Origin of the sequence: Actinoallomurus sp. NPDC050550 (assembly GCF_040655075.1) — a bacterium.
GTDB lineage: Bacteria > Actinomycetota > Actinomycetes > Streptosporangiales > Streptosporangiaceae > Actinoallomurus.
In genome coordinates this window covers 365439-381863 of the sequence record NZ_JBFAJC010000002.1, presented here as the reverse complement: position 1 = coordinate 381863, position 16425 = coordinate 365439, and the positions used below count along the sequence as shown (strand labels likewise).

19 protein-coding genes are annotated in these 16425 nt (G+C 69.7%); 8 read left to right on the top strand and 11 right to left on the bottom strand.

Annotation, left to right across the window (positions count from 1 at the left end; genetic code table 11):
- The first annotated feature begins 19 nt into the window (after window positions 1-19).
- From AB0I04_RS04080 to AB0I04_RS04070, 3 genes are all read left to right on the top strand, one after another.
- Window positions 20-388 (top strand): DUF427 domain-containing protein, encoded by a 369-nt coding sequence (locus AB0I04_RS04080; RefSeq protein WP_360878588.1) that lies wholly within the window; start codon window positions 20-22, stop codon window positions 386-388.
- Between the two features lie 155 nt (window positions 389-543).
- On the top strand, window positions 544-1005 hold the full coding sequence (locus AB0I04_RS04075; protein WP_360878585.1) for an SRPBCC domain-containing protein: 462 nt from the start codon (window positions 544-546) through the stop codon (window positions 1003-1005).
- 17 nt (window positions 1006-1022) lie between these two features.
- Entirely contained in the window at window positions 1023-1925 is a 903-nt protein-coding gene (locus AB0I04_RS04070) for a Gfo/Idh/MocA family oxidoreductase (protein WP_360878582.1), read from the top strand.
- Between the two features lie 233 nt (window positions 1926-2158).
- On the opposite strand, the gene AB0I04_RS04065 is transcribed toward AB0I04_RS04070, so the two are convergent.
- Window positions 2159-2584: an MmcQ/YjbR family DNA-binding protein gene (locus tag AB0I04_RS04065; protein ID WP_360878579.1), complete on the bottom strand. Its 426-nt coding sequence runs from the start codon at window positions 2582-2584 to the stop codon at window positions 2159-2161.
- Window positions 2585-2647: 63 nt separating this feature from the next.
- Window positions 2648-2986, bottom strand: a complete 339-nt coding sequence (locus tag AB0I04_RS04060; RefSeq protein ID WP_360878576.1) for a hypothetical protein — start codon at window positions 2984-2986, stop codon at window positions 2648-2650.
- A 57-nt stretch (window positions 2987-3043) separates the two neighbouring features.
- On the opposite strand from AB0I04_RS04060, the gene AB0I04_RS04055 reads away from it, so the two are divergent.
- The 3 genes from AB0I04_RS04055 (at window position 3044) to rox (ending at window position 5363) form a co-directional block, all read left to right on the top strand.
- Window positions 3044-3358: a discoidin domain-containing protein gene (locus tag AB0I04_RS04055; RefSeq protein WP_360878573.1), complete on the top strand. Its 315-nt coding sequence runs from the start codon at window positions 3044-3046 to the stop codon at window positions 3356-3358.
- Window positions 3339-3674 (top strand): SDR family NAD(P)-dependent oxidoreductase, encoded by a 336-nt coding sequence (locus AB0I04_RS04050; RefSeq protein ID WP_360878566.1) that lies wholly within the window; start codon window positions 3339-3341, stop codon window positions 3672-3674. The genes AB0I04_RS04055 and AB0I04_RS04050 overlap by 20 nt, the downstream gene beginning before the upstream one ends.
- A 252-nt stretch (window positions 3675-3926) precedes the next feature.
- Entirely contained in the window at window positions 3927-5363 is a 1437-nt protein-coding gene (rox, locus tag AB0I04_RS04045; protein ID WP_360878563.1) for a rifampin monooxygenase, read from the top strand.
- Between the two features lie 71 nt (window positions 5364-5434).
- Here rox and AB0I04_RS04040 read toward each other — a convergent pair whose 3' ends face one another.
- Together AB0I04_RS04040 and AB0I04_RS04035 are read right to left on the bottom strand one after the other, a co-directional pair.
- A complete protein-coding gene (locus AB0I04_RS04040; RefSeq protein WP_360878560.1) occupies window positions 5435-6055 on the bottom strand; it encodes a dihydrofolate reductase family protein in 621 nt (206 codons plus the stop codon).
- A gap of 150 nt (window positions 6056-6205) precedes the next feature.
- Window positions 6206-6769, bottom strand: a complete 564-nt coding sequence (locus AB0I04_RS04035; protein WP_360878557.1) for a helix-turn-helix domain-containing protein — start codon at window positions 6767-6769, stop codon at window positions 6206-6208.
- 63 nt (window positions 6770-6832) lie between these two features.
- On the opposite strand from AB0I04_RS04035, the gene AB0I04_RS04030 reads away from it, so the two are divergent.
- The gene (locus tag AB0I04_RS04030) at window positions 6833-8170 is read left to right on the top strand and encodes an erythromycin esterase family protein (RefSeq protein ID WP_360878554.1); all 1338 of its coding nucleotides are present in this window, start codon (window positions 6833-6835) and stop codon (window positions 8168-8170) included.
- 81 nt (window positions 8171-8251) lie between these two features.
- Here the strand turns inward: AB0I04_RS04030 and AB0I04_RS04025 are convergent, their stop codons facing one another.
- The 3 genes from AB0I04_RS04025 to AB0I04_RS04015 all read right to left on the bottom strand — a co-directional run bounded on the left by AB0I04_RS04025 (window position 8252) and on the right by AB0I04_RS04015 (window position 11415).
- Window positions 8252-8998, bottom strand: a complete 747-nt coding sequence (locus tag AB0I04_RS04025) for an aminoglycoside 3'-phosphotransferase (protein WP_360878827.1) — start codon at window positions 8996-8998, stop codon at window positions 8252-8254.
- A gap of 162 nt (window positions 8999-9160) precedes the next feature.
- Window positions 9161-10480, bottom strand: coding sequence for an FAD-binding oxidoreductase (locus AB0I04_RS04020; protein ID WP_360878551.1), 1320 nt, complete (start codon window positions 10478-10480; stop codon window positions 9161-9163).
- Window positions 10481-10590: 110 nt separating this feature from the next.
- A complete protein-coding gene (locus tag AB0I04_RS04015; protein ID WP_360878548.1) occupies window positions 10591-11415 on the bottom strand; it encodes a helix-turn-helix transcriptional regulator in 825 nt (274 codons plus the stop codon).
- A 204-nt stretch (window positions 11416-11619) separates the two neighbouring features.
- On the opposite strand from AB0I04_RS04015, the gene AB0I04_RS04010 reads away from it, so the two are divergent.
- Window positions 11620-12357 carry an alpha/beta hydrolase gene (locus AB0I04_RS04010; protein WP_360878545.1) on the top strand — a complete coding sequence of 246 codons (738 nt, stop codon included), beginning with the start codon at window positions 11620-11622 and terminating at the stop codon, window positions 12355-12357.
- A gap of 425 nt (window positions 12358-12782) precedes the next feature.
- Here AB0I04_RS04010 and AB0I04_RS04005 read toward each other — a convergent pair whose 3' ends face one another.
- From AB0I04_RS04005 to AB0I04_RS03990, 4 genes are all read right to left on the bottom strand, one after another.
- Complete coding sequence (locus AB0I04_RS04005; RefSeq protein ID WP_360878542.1) at window positions 12783-14033, bottom strand: nitric oxide synthase oxygenase; 1251 nt, start codon at window positions 14031-14033, stop codon at window positions 12783-12785.
- A 348-nt stretch (window positions 14034-14381) separates the two neighbouring features.
- Window positions 14382-14573 (bottom strand): hypothetical protein, encoded by a 192-nt coding sequence (locus AB0I04_RS04000; protein ID WP_360878539.1) that lies wholly within the window; start codon window positions 14571-14573, stop codon window positions 14382-14384.
- 66 nt (window positions 14574-14639) lie between these two features.
- Entirely contained in the window at window positions 14640-15221 is a 582-nt protein-coding gene (locus tag AB0I04_RS03995) for a hypothetical protein (protein ID WP_360878536.1), read from the bottom strand.
- 89 nt (window positions 15222-15310) lie between these two features.
- Entirely contained in the window at window positions 15311-16387 is a 1077-nt protein-coding gene (locus tag AB0I04_RS03990) for a hypothetical protein (RefSeq protein WP_360878534.1), read from the bottom strand.
- Window positions 16388-16425: the final 38 nt, after the last annotated feature.

Genomic DNA, 16425 nt, shown 5'->3' with positions numbered 1-16425 from the left:
CAGATGTAAGGATCGTCGTATGAACACGAAGGGACATGACATTCAGGTCACGCCCGGCTCGGATCAGATCGTGGTGCGGGTCAAGGACACGGTCGTCGCGACCTCGTCGCGGCCTGTCGTCCTGACCGAGACGGGCTGCCCCGCGCGGTACTACCTGCCGCCGGAGGACGTGAAAACGGATCTGCTCCGGCCGTCGGCGACGACGTCGCACTGCCCGTTCAAGGGTGACGCCCGCTACTGGTCGGTGGAGACCGGTGACGGTGTCGCCGAGGACGTGGTGTGGTCCTACCCGGAGCCGTTCCCGAGGGTCGAGGAGATCACGGGGCTGCTCGCCTTCTGGACCGAGAAGCCGGGCGTCACCCTCGAGGTGAACGGGCAGCCCGCGTAGCCATCGGGCACCGTGACGTCTGATCACGGAGGCCTGGCGATCAGCGATCAATCCGGCCATGCCGGCCGGGAGGTCCGGTGAGGCCGCGCGGAAGTACGGCCTGCGAGCCCGATTCGATCGCCGGCCGGCAGGACGGGCTCGGTATGTTCGGTCGCATGCATTCGACGCGGGTGTCTCAGCACATCAATGCCTCCCGGCCGGCCGTCTATCGGGCACTCCTCGACGCGAACGTGATGGCGAAGTGGCGGGTGCCCGACGGTATGAGCAGCCACGTGCACGTTTTCGACGCCCGCGAAGGTGGCGCGTTCCGTGTCTCGCTCACCTATGACGCACCAGATGCCGTCGGCAAGTCGACGGCGCATACCGACACGTACCACGGTCACTTCGTGAAGCTCGTGCCGAATGAGCAGGTGGTCGAGGAGTTCGAGTTCGAGGCCGAGGACCCGGCGCTTCGCGGCACGATGACGATGACGACCACGCTCACCGACGCGGACGGCGGCACCGACGTCGTCATCGTGCACGAAGGGCTTCCCGACGTCGTGCCCGCCGCCGACAACGAGACGGGCACGCGCATGGCGCTGGCCAACCTCGCCCGGCTCGTCGAGGGCGGGCGGTGATGGGCCCCGGCGGAAGGATGCGCATCGGGCTTCTGGGCACCGGCCCGTGGGCGCTGCTGGCGTACGCGCCGGCTCTGCGCGGCCACCCCGAGGTGGACTTCACCGGAGTCTGGGGCCGGCGCCCCGAGGCGGCGGGCGCGCTCGCCGATCGCTTCGGCACCCGCGCGTACGCGGACGTGGACGCCCTGGTCGCCGACAGCGACGCGATCGCGATCGCCCTCCCGCCGGCCGTCCAGGCGCCGCTGGCCGTACGCGCCGCGCGGGCCGGCCGCCACCTGCTGCTGGACAAACCGCTGGCCATCGACGTCCCCGCCGCCCGGGAGGTCGCGGACGCGGTGAAGGAAACGGGTGTCGCCTCGGCGGTCTTCTTCACCTCCCGTTTCACCGATGAGCCGCGGGCGTGGATCGCCGAGCAGGCCCGGAAGGGCGGCTGGTTCACCGCGCACGCGGCGTGGATCGGCGCGATCGACGGCGGGCCGTTCGCGAACTCGCCGTGGCGGCACGAGAAGGGGGCACTGTGGGACGTCGGCCCGCACGCCCTGTCCGTGCTACTTCCCGTTCTCGGCGACGTACGCGAAGTGACGGCCGCCACGACCGGCCCGGGCGACACGGTGCACCTCGTCCTGCGGCACGAGCCGGGCGCGTCCAGCACCGTGACGCTCACCCTCACCGCACCGGGCCCCGCCTCCGGCGCCACGGTGGAGTTGCGCGGCACCCACGGCGTCACCGCGATGCCGTCGAGCGAGGACACGTCGGTGACCGCGCTGCAGCGGATGATCGACACCCTGATCGACGCGGCCCGCACCGGCCGATCTCATGACTGCGACGCCGCCTTCGGCCTCCGCGTCACGGAGATCCTCGATCAGGTCGCTCGCCGGCTCCCGCCGGAGGACGGATCGGGTCCCCAAAAGATCGGCTAAGGCCCGGACCGAACCGAGGCCGGTGGACGTCCGCAGTGACTCCGGTGTTGTTCGCCGGGCCGGACTGCGGCTCGCCCCTCCGCGAATGCGCGTCAGGGGCTGTCGCGCTCGGTGACCGGAGTCCGAGGACTACGTGCCGCACCTACACGCCCGCGTTGAAGCACTCGCCACCCGCTGAGAGCCCCCGAGGGCGCCCGTGCCCTCCGGCCGATGCTGCGGCGCCCGGGACGTGATCATTTCGGGGGGTGAGCGTTGAGCCAGGCTGCGGCTCGGCGGGCCGACGCGCGTGACAACCATGCGTCCTGGACCATCTCCGCCAGTTCGTCCCGGGTGAGCTCACCGATACGGCTAGCCCGCAGCAGCACGGACAGGTGGCCGTCGAAATGCGCGGTGGTGAAGAACGGTGACGCCTCCTCCTGCACCAATGCCAGCTTGTCCTCTTCGGACGCCACCCAGAAAACGATCACGTCCTGGTAGCGTTCCCCGGTCTCGGGATCGACCGCGTCCGGCCGCGGATTGCGGAAGAAGATGAACGACTTCCCGCCCACCTGGTAGATCGGATTGTCGCTGGTCTCGTCGTAAACCGCGACATGTGGCATGGCCAGTGCGAGTTCGTGCACATCCTCGACCCTGGCGGGCCGACCCTCATCGTCCGGCATCGTCTCAGCGTAAACGGCGCAGCGTGCGGGCAGCGCCCGCCCAGGGGCCGACTACCCGAACGGTCACTCATTCGGTGAGAGATCGGGCGCATAGGAGAACCGAGCGACCATGTCCCATCGACCGTTGGGGTCCTTGTCGTAGCGGTAGATCGCTGTTGTCAGGTCTGAACCGGCGTGGACATGCACATCGACCAACTGGGCGATGGTGTGATGCAGTTCGTCGGCCGGATCGATGCCTAACTCACGGCGCAGCTTCCATCGGCAGGGAGTCAGCCGGACTTCAAGGTGGCACCAGCGGTGCCGGTGCCGGTCCGCCGATTCCCGAAGCGACCTGCGCAACTGGGAGCGGCCGGCCTGCTCGCTGCGGTCGCGGTCGTCGGCTCGATGGCGTCGCTGTGGCATCAACGTCCGGCGTCGCCTACGCGGCACACGCAATCCACCGGGCCGACCGCCACCCCGATGAGTCAAGGGCAGCCACCCGTCAACCTGGCCCTGAACAAATCAGTGATCGTCTCCAGTCAGACCTCCGCCTCGGGATGGGCCGCGGCCAATGCCACGAACGGCGACACCTCGCCGTCGGCCGACAGCGCGACCTTGGGCTGGGCCAGCCAGGCCGACACCAGCACCGATGCGACAGAATGGATCGAGGTGGACCTGGGCTCCGCGCATCCGATCAACGAAGTCGACCTGTACCCACGAAACGATTCAGACGTCCCCGGAGGCTGCTTCCCAAAGGACTTCACGGTCTCGGTGAGTGCGGACGGCAACGCGTGATCTTTCGAGCCTCGCGCAGGTACGCCGGCTGGCCGAGGAGGTCCTGGCTCGGTACGACCGGCTCGATGTCCTGGTCAACAACGCCGGTGTGATCATGATGCGCCGTCAGCTGACCGCCGATGGGCTGGAGACCACGTTTACCGGTGCCGACACCCCGGTGTACCTTGCCTGCTCGCCGGAGGTCGCCGACGTGACCGGAGGCTACTTCGTCAAGCGGAAGCCGGCCGAGCCGAGCGCTCTGGCCAGGGACGCCCGGGCTGCCATGCGGTTGTGGGCGCTCAGCGAAGAACTCGCCGGCCTTGCCCCTGGCCGGTGACCTTTCGCCAGCCGGAGGTCATCGCCGATCTTCTCGGACGAAAAGGCAAGGAGTGAGGTACTCCCTCCATTTTCAATCTATAGCGCACCGGGGGGCTTGCGGCAAGACCCGGGTCGTGCTGCAAAATCGTCGGCCGAGGCCAGGGCCTGCGGAAACTCGGGAGTGCGCGACGTACGTGTGCTCGCGGGCGTGCGCCGCCGGACCGCGCGGAGCGGCTGGCCGAAAAGCAGCCTTGTCAAATGGGGGGGTTTCATGTTCGACGTGATCGTTGCCGGGGGCGGGCCGACCGGCTTGATGCTGGCCGGTGAGTTGCGGCTGCACGGCGTGCACGTGCTCGTGCTGGAGAAGGAGGCGGAGCCGACCAGGCAGGTACGTGCGCTGGGCCTGCACGCACGCAGCGTCGAGGTGATGGACCAGCGCGGTCTGCTGGAGCGGTTCCTCGCGAACGGCAAACAGCACCCGCTCGTCGGTTACTTCGCCGGCATCAGCAAGCCCGCGCCCGAACGACTGGACACCACGTATCCCTACGTCTTCGGCATCCCGCAGCCCGTCACCCAACGCCTGCTGACCGAGCACGCCACCGAGCTCGGCGCCGAGATCCGGCGCGGCTGCGAACTGGTCGGGCTGAGCCAGGACGACGACGGGGTGACCGCCGAGCTGGCCGACGGCACGCGGCTGCGCTCGCGCTACCTCGTCGGCTGCGACGGTGGACGCAGCACGGTGCGCAAGCTGCTCGGCGTCGGCTTCCCCGGCGAGCCGGCCAGGGTCGAGACGCTGCTGGGCGAGATGGAGGTGACCGTGGCACCGGAGACGGTGGCCGCCGTGGTGGCCGAAGTCCGCAAGACCCATCGGGGGTTCGGCCTCGGGCCCTACGCGCCCTCCGGGGACGGGCTGTATCGCGTCGTCGTGCCCGCCGAAGGGGTGGCCGAGGACCGTACGGTCCCGCCGACCCTTGAGGAGTTCAAGCAACGGCTGCGGGTGTACGCCGACACCGACTTCGGCGTGCACTCACCGCGCTGGCTGTCCCGCTTCAGCGACGCCACCCGGCAGGCCGAGCGCTACCGGACCGGCCGGGTGCTGCTGGCCGGCGACGCGGCGCACATCCACCCGCCGATCGGCGGGCAGGGCCTCAACCTCGGCATCCAGGACGCGTTCAACCTCGGCTGGAAACTGGCCGCCGAGGTCGGCGGCTGGGCGCCGGAGGGGCTGCTGGACAGCTACCACACCGAACGGCACCCGGTGGCCGCCGACGTGCTGGACCACACCCGCGCGGAGACCGAGCTGCTGTCCCCCGAGCCGGGCCCTCAGTCCGTACGCCGGCTGCTGTTGGAACTGATGGACTTCAAGGACGTGCACCGATACATGATCGAGAAGATCATCGGAATCAGGATCCACTACGACTTCGGCGAGGGACACGAACTGCTCGGCCGGCGGATGCGGGACGTGAGCCTGAAGCGAGGGCGCCTGTACGAGCTGATGCACGGCGGCCGCGGACTGCTGCTCGACCAGACCGGCCGGCTCTCGGCCGCCGGGTGGGCGGATCGGGTCGACCACGTCGTCGACGTCAGCGAGGAACTGGACGTGCCTGCCGTACTGCTGCGACCGGACGGCCACGTGGCCTGGGTCGGCGAAGATCAGACGGATCTGCTCAGCCGACTGCCCAAGTGGTTCGGCGCGCCCATCGACTGAGCCCGCGGTCCGGCCCGGGGCGGAAGAGAGTCCCGTGATCCGCCCCGGTGAGGTCTTCGAGGTCGTGAACGTCAGTCGTTCTCAGGTCGGGGCAGGTGCGCTTTGGCGTCGTCGTACGTGCCCGTGCGGGCCGACTCGTCCGGGGCGTAGATGAGGTGCATGACGCCGGTGGCGAATGCCTTGGACGAGACGAGCCGCAGCGGTATCGGAGAGTCGCCCTCGTCGAACAGACGCATGCCCTTGCGGACGGCGATCGGGTGGACCAGCAGGTGCAGTTCGTCGAGCAGGCCGGCGGCCAGCAGCTGACGAACGATGGAGACGGAGCCGCTCATCGCGATGTCCGTCGCGCCCGGCTCGTTCTTCAGCGCGGTGACGGCCTTGACGAGGTCGCCTCGCAGCTGCTCGGAGTTGCGCCAGGTGAACCGGAGATCCTGGTTCGAGACCACGATCTTGCGCGCGTCACCGAGCGCCTTGGCCATGCCGGCGTCCTCGCCACCCGCGGCTTCACGGTCCGGCCACGCGCCGGCGAAGCTGTCGTAGGTCTTGCGGCCGAGCAGCAGCGTGTCCGCGGCACCCAGTTGGGCAGTGACGGCCGCGCCCATCTCGTCATTGAAGTACGGGAAGTGCCAATCCTGGGGGTCCTCGACGACGCCGTCGAGCGCGACGAACAGGCCGGCGGTTATCTTCCGCATCGAACCACTCCTTGATCACCGTTATGAGGTCGCGTGACACCTGATCCGACCGTCACCGGAGTGGAAACTCATCGCGAGCCGCCAAGGAGTGTCCGCGATGACCAGTGCCGGCAGGCCCCGGTCGGACACCTTTCTACCAGGGAGGCGGGCTCAGGGGCGGTGGTCGGCTGGTGGTCGGTCGTGTGGTGATTCGTCGATCGGGAATTGGATCAAGCTCATCAGGCGGGGGCTACGGCCAGGTGCAGGCTGGTTTCCGGCGCGGGCCGCGATGACGGCGCGTAGCTCGTCGAGTATCTCGATGCTCTCGTCACGGCTGAGCCACAGGACTCCCTGCCGGTAGCCCACCAGGTCGCCGTACGGGTCGGCGCCAGGGCGGTTGAGGTAGGCGTCGAACTCCGCGTGCAGGGCGGCCATGGCCGCGGTGAACCCGTGGCGGTGGTCTTCCAGTGACATCGACGCGCCCGCCTCCGCCTCGATCATCGTCCGGTCCCGGCGCAGCCGGTAGTGGCGCTCCACCGCGCCGCGTACCCGCTGTTCGTCGGCGACCTCCAGCACTCCTCCGTCGGCGAGCAGGCCGACGTGCCGGTACACGGTGGTCTTCGGGACATCGGGCAGGCTCGCGCACAGATCGGCGGTGGAGCGTACCCGCCCGCCGGACAGCGCGTAGACGATACGCATCCGGACCGGATGCAGCAGCAGATCCAGGGTGTCCACTCCCCGATTATCTCCACATTCGGTACCATTTCCAAAACTGGGAACATTCGGGAGGAGTACGGAGTGACCGACAGCACCTCGACGGCGGCCGTCCGGCTGAGCGCCCCAGCGGTGATGCCGCTGCGCACACTGGACCCGTCCGCGCCGCTGGACGACCTGGAGTGGCTGGATGAGGCGATCGGCACCGCGCGGGTGGTGGCGATCGGCGAAAGTGCGCACTACAACGGCGAGACCTACCGACTCCGTCACCGCATGCTGCGCTACCTGGTCGAGCGGCACGGGTTCGGCGCGTACGCGATGGAGTCGGGATTCGCCGAAGGATGGCGGACCGACGAGTGGGTACGGGGCGGTGACGACGATCTCGGCCAGGTCCTGGCGAACGGCATGACCTCGCTGATGGGACTGTGGACCCAGATGCGCGCCCACCTGGAGTGGATGCGGCACCACAACCGGACCGCCGCACGGCCGGTCGGCTTCTACGGCGCCGACCTGTCCGGCTCCAACGCATCCCTGCTGCCGAGCCTGGACGCCGTCATCACCTACCTGGCGCAGGCCGAGCCCGAGTACCAGCTGGATCCGAGCATCCGGGAGACGGCCGCCGTCTTCGCCGCGTCATCGGCGTTCTCCATCCCCACGGCCATCGGCGCCTATGCGCAGCTCGCGCCCCAGACCAAGGACGCGCTGACCGCGGGCCTGGCCGAACTGACCGTACGCATGACCGGACGCCGCCTCGAGTACGCCCGGCGGACCACGGCCGGCGCGTACGAGCGGGCGCTGCGCTCGCTGCACCTCACGATCACCCTCGACGCGCTCGCCCGCGCGATGGCTCGCGGCGACCGGTCGACAGTGATTTTCGACCGCGGCGCCGCGATCGCGGACAACGTCGAGTGGATCCTGCGCCGCGAAGACCGAATCGTACTGGCCGCCCACAACGGCCACATCCCGCGCCGGCCCAGCCTCCTGCCCGGCATGCCGGAGGCGGCGACACCTGCGGGCATGCACCTGGCCGACCGGCTCGGCGAGGACTACCTCGTCATCGGCACGACCACGGGAACCGGCCAAACCCTCAACACCGATGCCGACTTCTACACCGGCACGCTCTTCACACAGATGGGGCCGCCGGAGCCCGGCACCCTCGACGCGCTCATGGCCGCCAGTCACGACGGGCCCTTCGCGACCGACCTCCGGCGGCTGTCACCGGCCGACGCCGACGCCGTCCGCGCCGCCGCCCGGCAACGTTTCGGCACCTTCCACGTCGACCTGAACCCACTCGACGCCTACGACCTCGTCGTCCACCTCCCCGACGTCACGGCGGCCGAACCCGACCCGGCCGCCCTCGCCTGCTCCCCCGACGACGTACGAGAGACGTTCTCGCGCTGGAACCCGCACCCCGGAAGCTGAGTGCACACAGGGCTGCGTCCCTGTACCGATGAACGGGCGGGCCGGGTAGCCGGCCGCGCCCCGTCCTCGGCCGGAGGTGGTTCAGGGGCCGAGGTCCCAGAGGAGTCGGTAATAGCGGATGCGGTCGGGATCGGGCCGGACGCCATAGGCGTCGAGCAGCAGACCATCCCACCCGGGCCCGTAGTTCCACTCGGTGCTCCACGCGGCGACGGCGAGGTCTGCCCAGCGGTCGGCTACGCCGAGCCGGCCGAGGTCGACGTGCCCCGACCAGCGGCCGTCCTCGCTCAGCAGGGTGTTCGGCGCGCAACTGTCACCGTGGCACACGACGAGCCGGTCGGATGGCGGGATGTCCGCCAGCAGTTCCAGGGCGCCCTCGATACCGAAAGGTTGGTGCGCCGGATCCCACTGGGGCACGTCGATGCGGCCCTGTGCGGCCCTTCGGCGGGCATCGGCGAACCTGTCCTCGGCCGTCCACGAGAACGGGCAGGGCGCGACGGGGAGCGCCTCATGCAGGGCGCGCAGGCCCTCGCCGATGGCGATCACCGCCGTCCGCGGCTCGGCCTTCCACCGGTCGGCGACGGCGCTCTCGCCGCGCAGGGGGGCGGTGACGAGCCAGGACCCGGCGTCGTCGGCGCCCTGGTCGAGCAGCCGCGGCACCGGAGTGAAGGCCACCGCCCATGACAGACGGACCGTCTCCTCGGCCAGATCGACTCCGCTTCCCGCAGGCGCCCACTTCACGAAGAACCGGTCGGAATCGACGCCGACTTCGAACGTGAGTCCTCCGAGTTCGTTCTCCCAGACCGCACGCATCGGCCGGCCCGCCGCCATCTCGCTCACAGAGGCGGGCACCGTCACGTCCGATCGCGGAGGTCCGGCAACCATCCGTCGATCCTGTCATGACATCGGCGAACGCGCTTCCGTCCGCGTCCGCACCGGCGGCCGGTCCCGGAACCCGCAGGCCAAGCCCTGAAGGCTCGAGGTCCCGCGCCATCAGATCCCCTGCGGGAAGCGGAAGAGCCGCTCGGGATCGTAGCTGCGCTTGACCGCCCGCAGGCGCTCGGCGTTTCCGCCGTGATAGGCGGTCGCCCAGTCATCGAGATCGGGATCGGGGAAGTTCGGATAGACGCGGCCGGATGCGAGGGCATGCGCGAGCGCCCAGGACCGTACGAGCCAGTGGTCCCCGTCGTGGGCGACGTGTTCCAGCAGGAACCGTTCGCCGCGGTGGACGAACGCCGTCGCGTCCGCGGGCACGCGGTTGTACGCGCCGCCCATGGCGGTGAAGTTGAGTTCGCGCCGGCCGGGGGCCGCCCCGGACGTGAACTCGTCGATCAGCGGGGCGACCGCCGATGCCGGCATCGGGTGGGAGAAGAACTCCGAACGGCTGACCGTCGGCACTGCGCTGTGCGACTCCTCGCCGGCGAACGATCGCTTCAGATCACGCCAGGTCAGGACCTGATGGCGAACCTCGGGCTCGACACCCACGCGGGCGGCCAGGCTCTCAAGGAGCGCGATGGCGGGCTCGGCGTGGCGCAGCGCGGCACCGAAGACGACGACGCGCAGCGGGTGGCCTGGCTCGGCGACGAGGCTCAGGTTGGCGGTCACGTCGTCCGGGGCCTCGGATGCCCAGACCTGCCACCCGGTGACGACGTCGACGACCGCCGCCTCCGGCCAGCGCAACTCGAAACGCGTGGCGCGCGGCTCGGCGACCGTGGCGAACACAAGGGAGGTGACCACACCGAACTGCCCCCCACCGGCGCCCCGCAGCGCCCAGAACAACTCTGGTTCCCGATCGAGGTCGCAGTCGACGACACGCCCGTCGGCGAGCACGACCTGGGCGCTCAGCAGGGCATCGCAGGTCAGACCGTGGAGTCGTCCCATGAGGCCCAGCCCGCCGCCGAGGGTGAGGCCGGCGATCCCGACCGTGGGGCCGCAGCCGGCCGGCACGGCGCGGCCGGCTCGGTGCAGCCCGTCGTAGACCTGTGCCAGGCGTGCGCCTGCGCCGATCCTCGCGCGCCCGTCGGGGCGGACGGTGACGGCGTCGAGGTGGCTCAGGTCGAGGACCAGACCCGCTGTCGAGGATCGGCCCGCGAAGCAATGGCCGCCTCCGCGGGGTACGACGTGCGTGCCGCTGTGCCTCGCGAAGGCGAGCGTGTGCGTCACGTCCCGGGTGGAGGCGCATCTGACGACGGCGATCGGGCGCACGTCGTGAAATCGGGCCTGCGCTGGACGGCGCGCCGCGTCGTACGCGGGTGAATCCGGTGTGATCAGCTCGCCGTCGAGGGCCGCCTGCAAGGAACGCAATTCTCGCATCCGTCCGACGCTAGGTCCGCGCGGACGTCTCCGGCTTGAACGGAACGAGCGTCCTCGGACCGTCAGCACGGCACGTGGGTGACCGGGCAGAAACGGTCCGTACGACGCCCTCAGACCGTCAGCGCGGTACGTGGGCGAGCGGCCAGAAACGGTTCGTACGACGCCGCGTGGTCGTGCCCGCAACCACACCGGTCGACCGCGCCGCCGAGCAGCTCTCGCGGAGTCAGGCCGGTCAGCCGCAGGCACTCGCGGCCTAGGTGCGCATGGTCGGCGTACCCGACCTCGGCCGCCAGGTCGGCCACCCGAGGGCCGTGCTTCGCCGCCTGGGCCAGCGCGAGGTAGCCCTGGAAGCGCAGCGTTCGCTGCAGCGTCTTCGGCCCGATGCCGACCTCGGCCAGGAATCGGCGCCGCAACTGGCTCTCCGAGATCGCCAGGTCCCCCGCCAGCGGGCCGACTCCCGTCGGCCGCCACGGCATCAGCCGCCACACCGCCTCGGCCACGAGCGAGTCCGGAGGTGGCGTACGCGCCCGGCGGCGCACCAGGTCGAGCTGCAGCAACCGCAGCGCCGCGTCCGGCCCGGGAGCTTCCGCCAGCCGGCCTGACAGGTCCGAGGCCTCGCCCGACACGTCGTCGAACGGCACGAGCTGGTCGACCAGCTCGTCAGCGGGCACGCCGAGCAGGGGCGATGCCGCTCCCGGCCAGAACCTCGCGCCCACGATCGTCAGGCCGGGAGGCAGAATCTCGACCTTGGCACGGGTGAGCGGTCCGACAAGCCGTGGCGTGGCGCCGATGGGGCATTGGAGCTCGACTCCCCCGGTGGGCAGGTTGCGCTGAAGCACCGGCCGTGGGCCGGTGCGCTGAACCCAGACCGTGCGGACCCACGCCGCCAGGGCGGGCAGCGGGAGTCGCTCGTCGTACGCCTGCGCGCGGTCCACGCCTTCAACGTAACGAGGCCCTGTCCCGCGAGCGAGCTACGGCGAGATCGGCCCCGAGGCCTGTGTGATAGGTTCGGCGGCGCCGTGCAGCACCACGACTGGAGGAGGTGAGACCGATCAACGCTGTGATGACAGGTCGGGCCTCCCTCCCGCGCATGGCCTAGGGAGCGCCCGCACAAGGCACCTGAAAGGCCTTGAAACGCTATGCGCTTCAGCTTCACCTCTCAGACGTCGGCCGACGGCGTCACCGAACAGTCCTTCACCCTCGGCGAGATCCCCGGCGTGCTGTTCACGCCGCAAGACGCCACCGGTCCCCGTCCGCTGATCCTCATCGGACACGGCGGCGGCCAGCACAAGAAGGCCCCCGGCGTCTTGGCCGGTGCGCACCGGTTCGCCGCCGAGGGGGGCTTCGCCGTCGCCGCGATCGACGCCCCTAACCACGGCGACCGGCCGAAAGACGACCAGTTCATTCAGCTCGTGGACGACTGGCGGGCCCGCATGGCCGCCGGAGAGAATCCGGCCGAACTGGTCGCGGCCATGCACGACCTACTGGCCGGGCAGGCCGTCGCCGACTGGCAGGCCGTACTGGCCGCAGTCCAGGAACTCGACCATGTGGGCGCCGGCCCGGTCGGCTATTGGGGTGTGTCGATGGGCTGCGGGCTCGGTGTGCCGCTGCTCGCCGCCGAACCCCGGATCCGCGCCGCGGTGCTGGGCCTGCTCGGCGTACGCGGGCTGGCCGAGACCGCCGCCAAGGTCACCGTTCCGGTGCAGTTCCTGCTCCAATGGGACGATTCGCTGGTGCCCAGGGACCAGGCCCTGGCACTGTTCGACGCCCTGGGTTCGACCGAAAAGACGCTGCACGCCAACCCCGGCGACCACGGGGGAATCCCCGCGTTCGAAACCGACAACGCGCTGCAGTTCTTCGCGAGGCACCTCGGCTAGGGGCCGCTGCCTCGTAGTTTGCGACGCTCCGGCCGGGCTAGGTTCCCGGCCGGCGCGTTCGCGTCAGTCAGAAGTCGCCTCGGCGGCCGCCTGCCCGGCGCCCAACCGAGCGACCTCGACGCAAGCGCCGCCCTGATTTGCGGGATGTCGTTGATGCCATTGCCGGGCTCCTCACCTCGCGCTGACGCGATCCGACGTCGAACGAGCCGCCCTCACGGCCCCTTCACCACGGATGCGAATGCACACTCAGAGTAAATTAGCAAGGACAGAGTGTGGTGCATGACGAAGATTTCCGCATTCACTGACCTCGAGCAGGAGGCGGCGGAGCTCGCCGAGGTCGCTCCCCGTCCCTTCGCGCTGTGCTGGATCGACGCCGAGCAGGACGACGGCGGTGTCCTCTGCTGGGGCCTGCAGCTCCGCGACGGTCACGCCATGGTCTGCGCCGAGTCCGGAGACTGGCGCGGGCGGTTCGAGGACGCCGAAACGGCGCGGCGCGTCTTCTCCCGTACGCGAACGGTCACGCTGGTCTGGCTCGACGCCCCGGGATCGGGCCAGGCGCTGGGCATGCGGTAGTAGTTCGGCCGCAGGTCGCGGTTCTCGTACGTGCGGTGGAAGGTCGGCACCGTACTGGAGGACAGCGGCGGCACGATCCACGTCCAGTCCGTGGGCACTTCGCGTTCGGCCCGCTCCTCGCGTTCGATATGCGTGCAGAACTGCTTGGACACGACGTGGTGGTCGACGATCCGCACCTTCGCCTCCTCGAACGAGTGCAGGACGGCGACGTTCAGCTCGACCAGGGCGCGGTCCTTCCACAGCGAGCGGGTGGAGCCCGTGTCCAGGCCCATGTGTTCGGCGATCGCGGGAAGCATGTCGTACCGGTCCCGATCGCTCAGGTTGCGCGCACCGATCTCGAAGCTGACGTACCAGCCGTTGAACGGAGCGGCCGGGTACGAGACGCCGCCGATCTCCAGTCGCATGTCGGAGACGACGGGCAGCGCGTGCCAGCGGAGCCCAAGACCAGCGAACCACGGCAGGTCGGGATGGGTGAGCGGTACCTCCAGTACGACGTCCGGTGGCAGTTCGAACAGCTCCACCTCCTCGCCGGGCATCTGGATGCCGAGAGGGAGCACGTCGAACCGGCCACCGCGACCCTTCCATCCGAGCCGTTGAAAGGCCTCGGTGAGATCGGCGTTCGCCGGGTCCCCTACGCAGGTGCCGTCGGGCCGGCGATAGCCGGCGTACCGGATCAACTGGGGGTTCCAGATGCGGATCTGCGCGCCGCCGGGCTCGCGGGGCGCGAAGACGGTCGTCGTCGACTGGATGTTTCCGCCGTTGGTGGCCGTGCGGATGTGCTCCACGCAGGCTTCGAAGACCTCCTCGGCGGTGGTCGCGTCACGACGGTCCCGCACCTTGAGCGATTGCCAGTGCAGGCGTCCGACACAGCGCGCGTGGTTGCGCCAGGCGACGCGTGCGCCGAGCGTGATCTCGGCGCGGGTCTGCCGGTACGTGCCGGTGCGGGCGATCTCCTCGCGGACCTCCGCGATCCGCCGTGGGATGTCGTCGTTCGCGGCGGCACCGGGGCCGGTCAGAAAGGCGATCGCCTCCGACACCACGCGGTCGGCCGGGGTTTCCTGCGGCGGCGTCGCGGTCGCCGCGCTCTGGGCGGACCTCGTCACCGGGCATGAGGGCGCGGGCGGAGTGGGATCGGGGCCTCTCGGGTGGTCCGCCGACGTGCGGGCGAAGAAGGAGAGCCGCTTCACCGGACGGCCGTCCGGTGAAGCAGAGGGGTGGTCATCGCTGGCTTCACAACCCACCGTCTCAAGCTGTACGCAATGGGATAAATAGGATCTTTGCGGATAAGGCGGTCTAAACCTTCCATGATCGCCACAGCGACGCCACCGAAAGCACGGATAAGGACTCGCCTAATTCGGAGCGTCGTACGGGCGCCACGCGGAGTACCCGCAGCGCCGCGTGCGCGTCACCCACCGATCACAACCGACCACGGCCGTGATGGATCAAGGCCATCACGAAGTCGGACGGCGAACCGAGGCCGTGAGGATCAGGGCCTGCCCTCGTTGCGGGCACTCACCCAAGATCACCGCCGCCGACACCACGACGGCCTCGGACTCTCCTTTTCGAGGATCGAGCAGTTCCAGCAAGCCGTTGGTCTCGTCGGTACGGCCGACCAGATGCGCCGGCGCGGCCGGCAGGGTCACCGGCACACGCGGCGCCGGGCCGTCACCACGGTTATTTCCGCCGAATCCGGCGATGCGGTGGACGGTTCAATCGCGTGTCGGCGCGGTCTCGAGCCGGCGGATGATCGGGCTGAGCAGTTCGTTGAGTTCTTTCACCATGGCGGCCACGGCGAGACCGGCCGTGTCGGCGAGCGTGTCGGATGGGCCGTCGGGGGCCGGTGGAAGCGCACCGAGCGGAACCGGCGCGTCGACCAGCAGGGTCGTTCGCAGGAAAGGGCTCCGGGTCAGGTCCTGGTCGGTCGGATCCAGGTACTGCCCGACGCTCTGCGGCCAATCGCGCCAGCCGCGGTCGCGCCACCAGTCGCGGGAGGTGGTGAGCTGCGCGGGAAGCGGTGAGGCGAGCATCGCGTGAACGGTGAGGCCGCCGTCCCAGGGGTTGCGGTCGCAGGCGGCGGTCAGGATCCGCCGGTGCCAGCGCACGTACGGGGGCACCGGCGTCGTGGCGAGCCGCCAGGCGGCGCAGGCGAAGGTGACCGGGGCGATGTCGCCCCACGATCCCTCGAACGCGGCGACGTTCTGCCGCACGTGCTCGGCGTAGCGGCTCGACCCGTCGGCAGCCCGCTCCCGGTCATAGTCTCGGTCGATCCAGAATGCCTCGTGCTCGCCCATGCACCCTCCCGAGAGTTCGGTCCCCGCGACCAAGTCAACGCGATCTTCGACTACACCTGGCGGTTGTTCTCTCAGGGCCGACCCGATGGTCAGCGGCCCGCGAGCGTCAGGTCCCAGAGGCGAAGCGCGCCGCCAGGGCCTCGGACGACGGCGACGGGAGTACCCGCGATCTCGGTGACCGTCTGAAGGTGGTGGCCGGTGAGCGGGTCTCCGACCTGTTCTCCTCGGGCGAGGTCCCACACGCGGATGTCGCTGGGACTTCCGGTCACGGCCACCGTCCGTCCGGCGACGGTCGCGATGCCCATTCTTTCGATGCCGTCGGTATGGCCGGTCATCGGCGATCCGATCGGTTCCTGGGTCGCCAGGTCCCAGAGATGCAGTCTGGCGTCGTCGCCGCCGGCCACCACCACCGCCCGGCCCGCCGGCTCGGCTATCGCGATGGCCCTGGCGCAGGGCTCGATACCGGTCAGGTCCTCTCCGATCTGCTCGCCGCCCCGGATGTCCCAGACCTGCAGGAAGTCGTCGTCTCCTCCAGTCACGGCGATCGGCCGGCCGTCGACGAGGGCAGCGCCCATTTCTCCGTTGTAACCGGCTTCGAGCTCTGCCGCGGGTTCACCGGTGGCCATCTCCCACGCCAGGAGTTTGCCCTGCTCGCAGCTGCTGACGACGAGCGGCCCCCGCTCGGAGGGAACGGTGGTGAGCGAGCAGACTCCGAGATCGTGGCCGATCATGACCGTACCGACCCTTTTTCCCGTGCGCAGATCCCAGACCCGCACGATTCCGCCGCTGGAGTCGTAGTCATCCTCGAACGAGAAGTCGTACCGGTCACCGCCGGTGACGACCACGGGTCGCCCGTCGAGCTGGGACACCGTCATGCGCGACGCGATGTTGTCGGCCCTTATGACGATCTTGCGCCGCCCGTACTCGTCGTCGTCCTCATCCCAATAGTCGTTCTCGAGGTACCAGGCGTCGTCAGGCCCGGCGGCGTCGAGGTCCAGAGGACGGCTGACGCATTCGCCCCCGCGGAGATCGCAGGTCCACAGCACCGCGTCTATGTCGACACTGACCGAGACGGGCGCGCCGTCCAGCTCGATGACGGGCGTGGGGTATCGGCCCGGGTCATGAGAGTGGCCGGAGTAAGCCCGCATCATTCGATCATCAGTCACACCGGCCAAGCGTAGTGATCTTCGCGACGGACACGGTG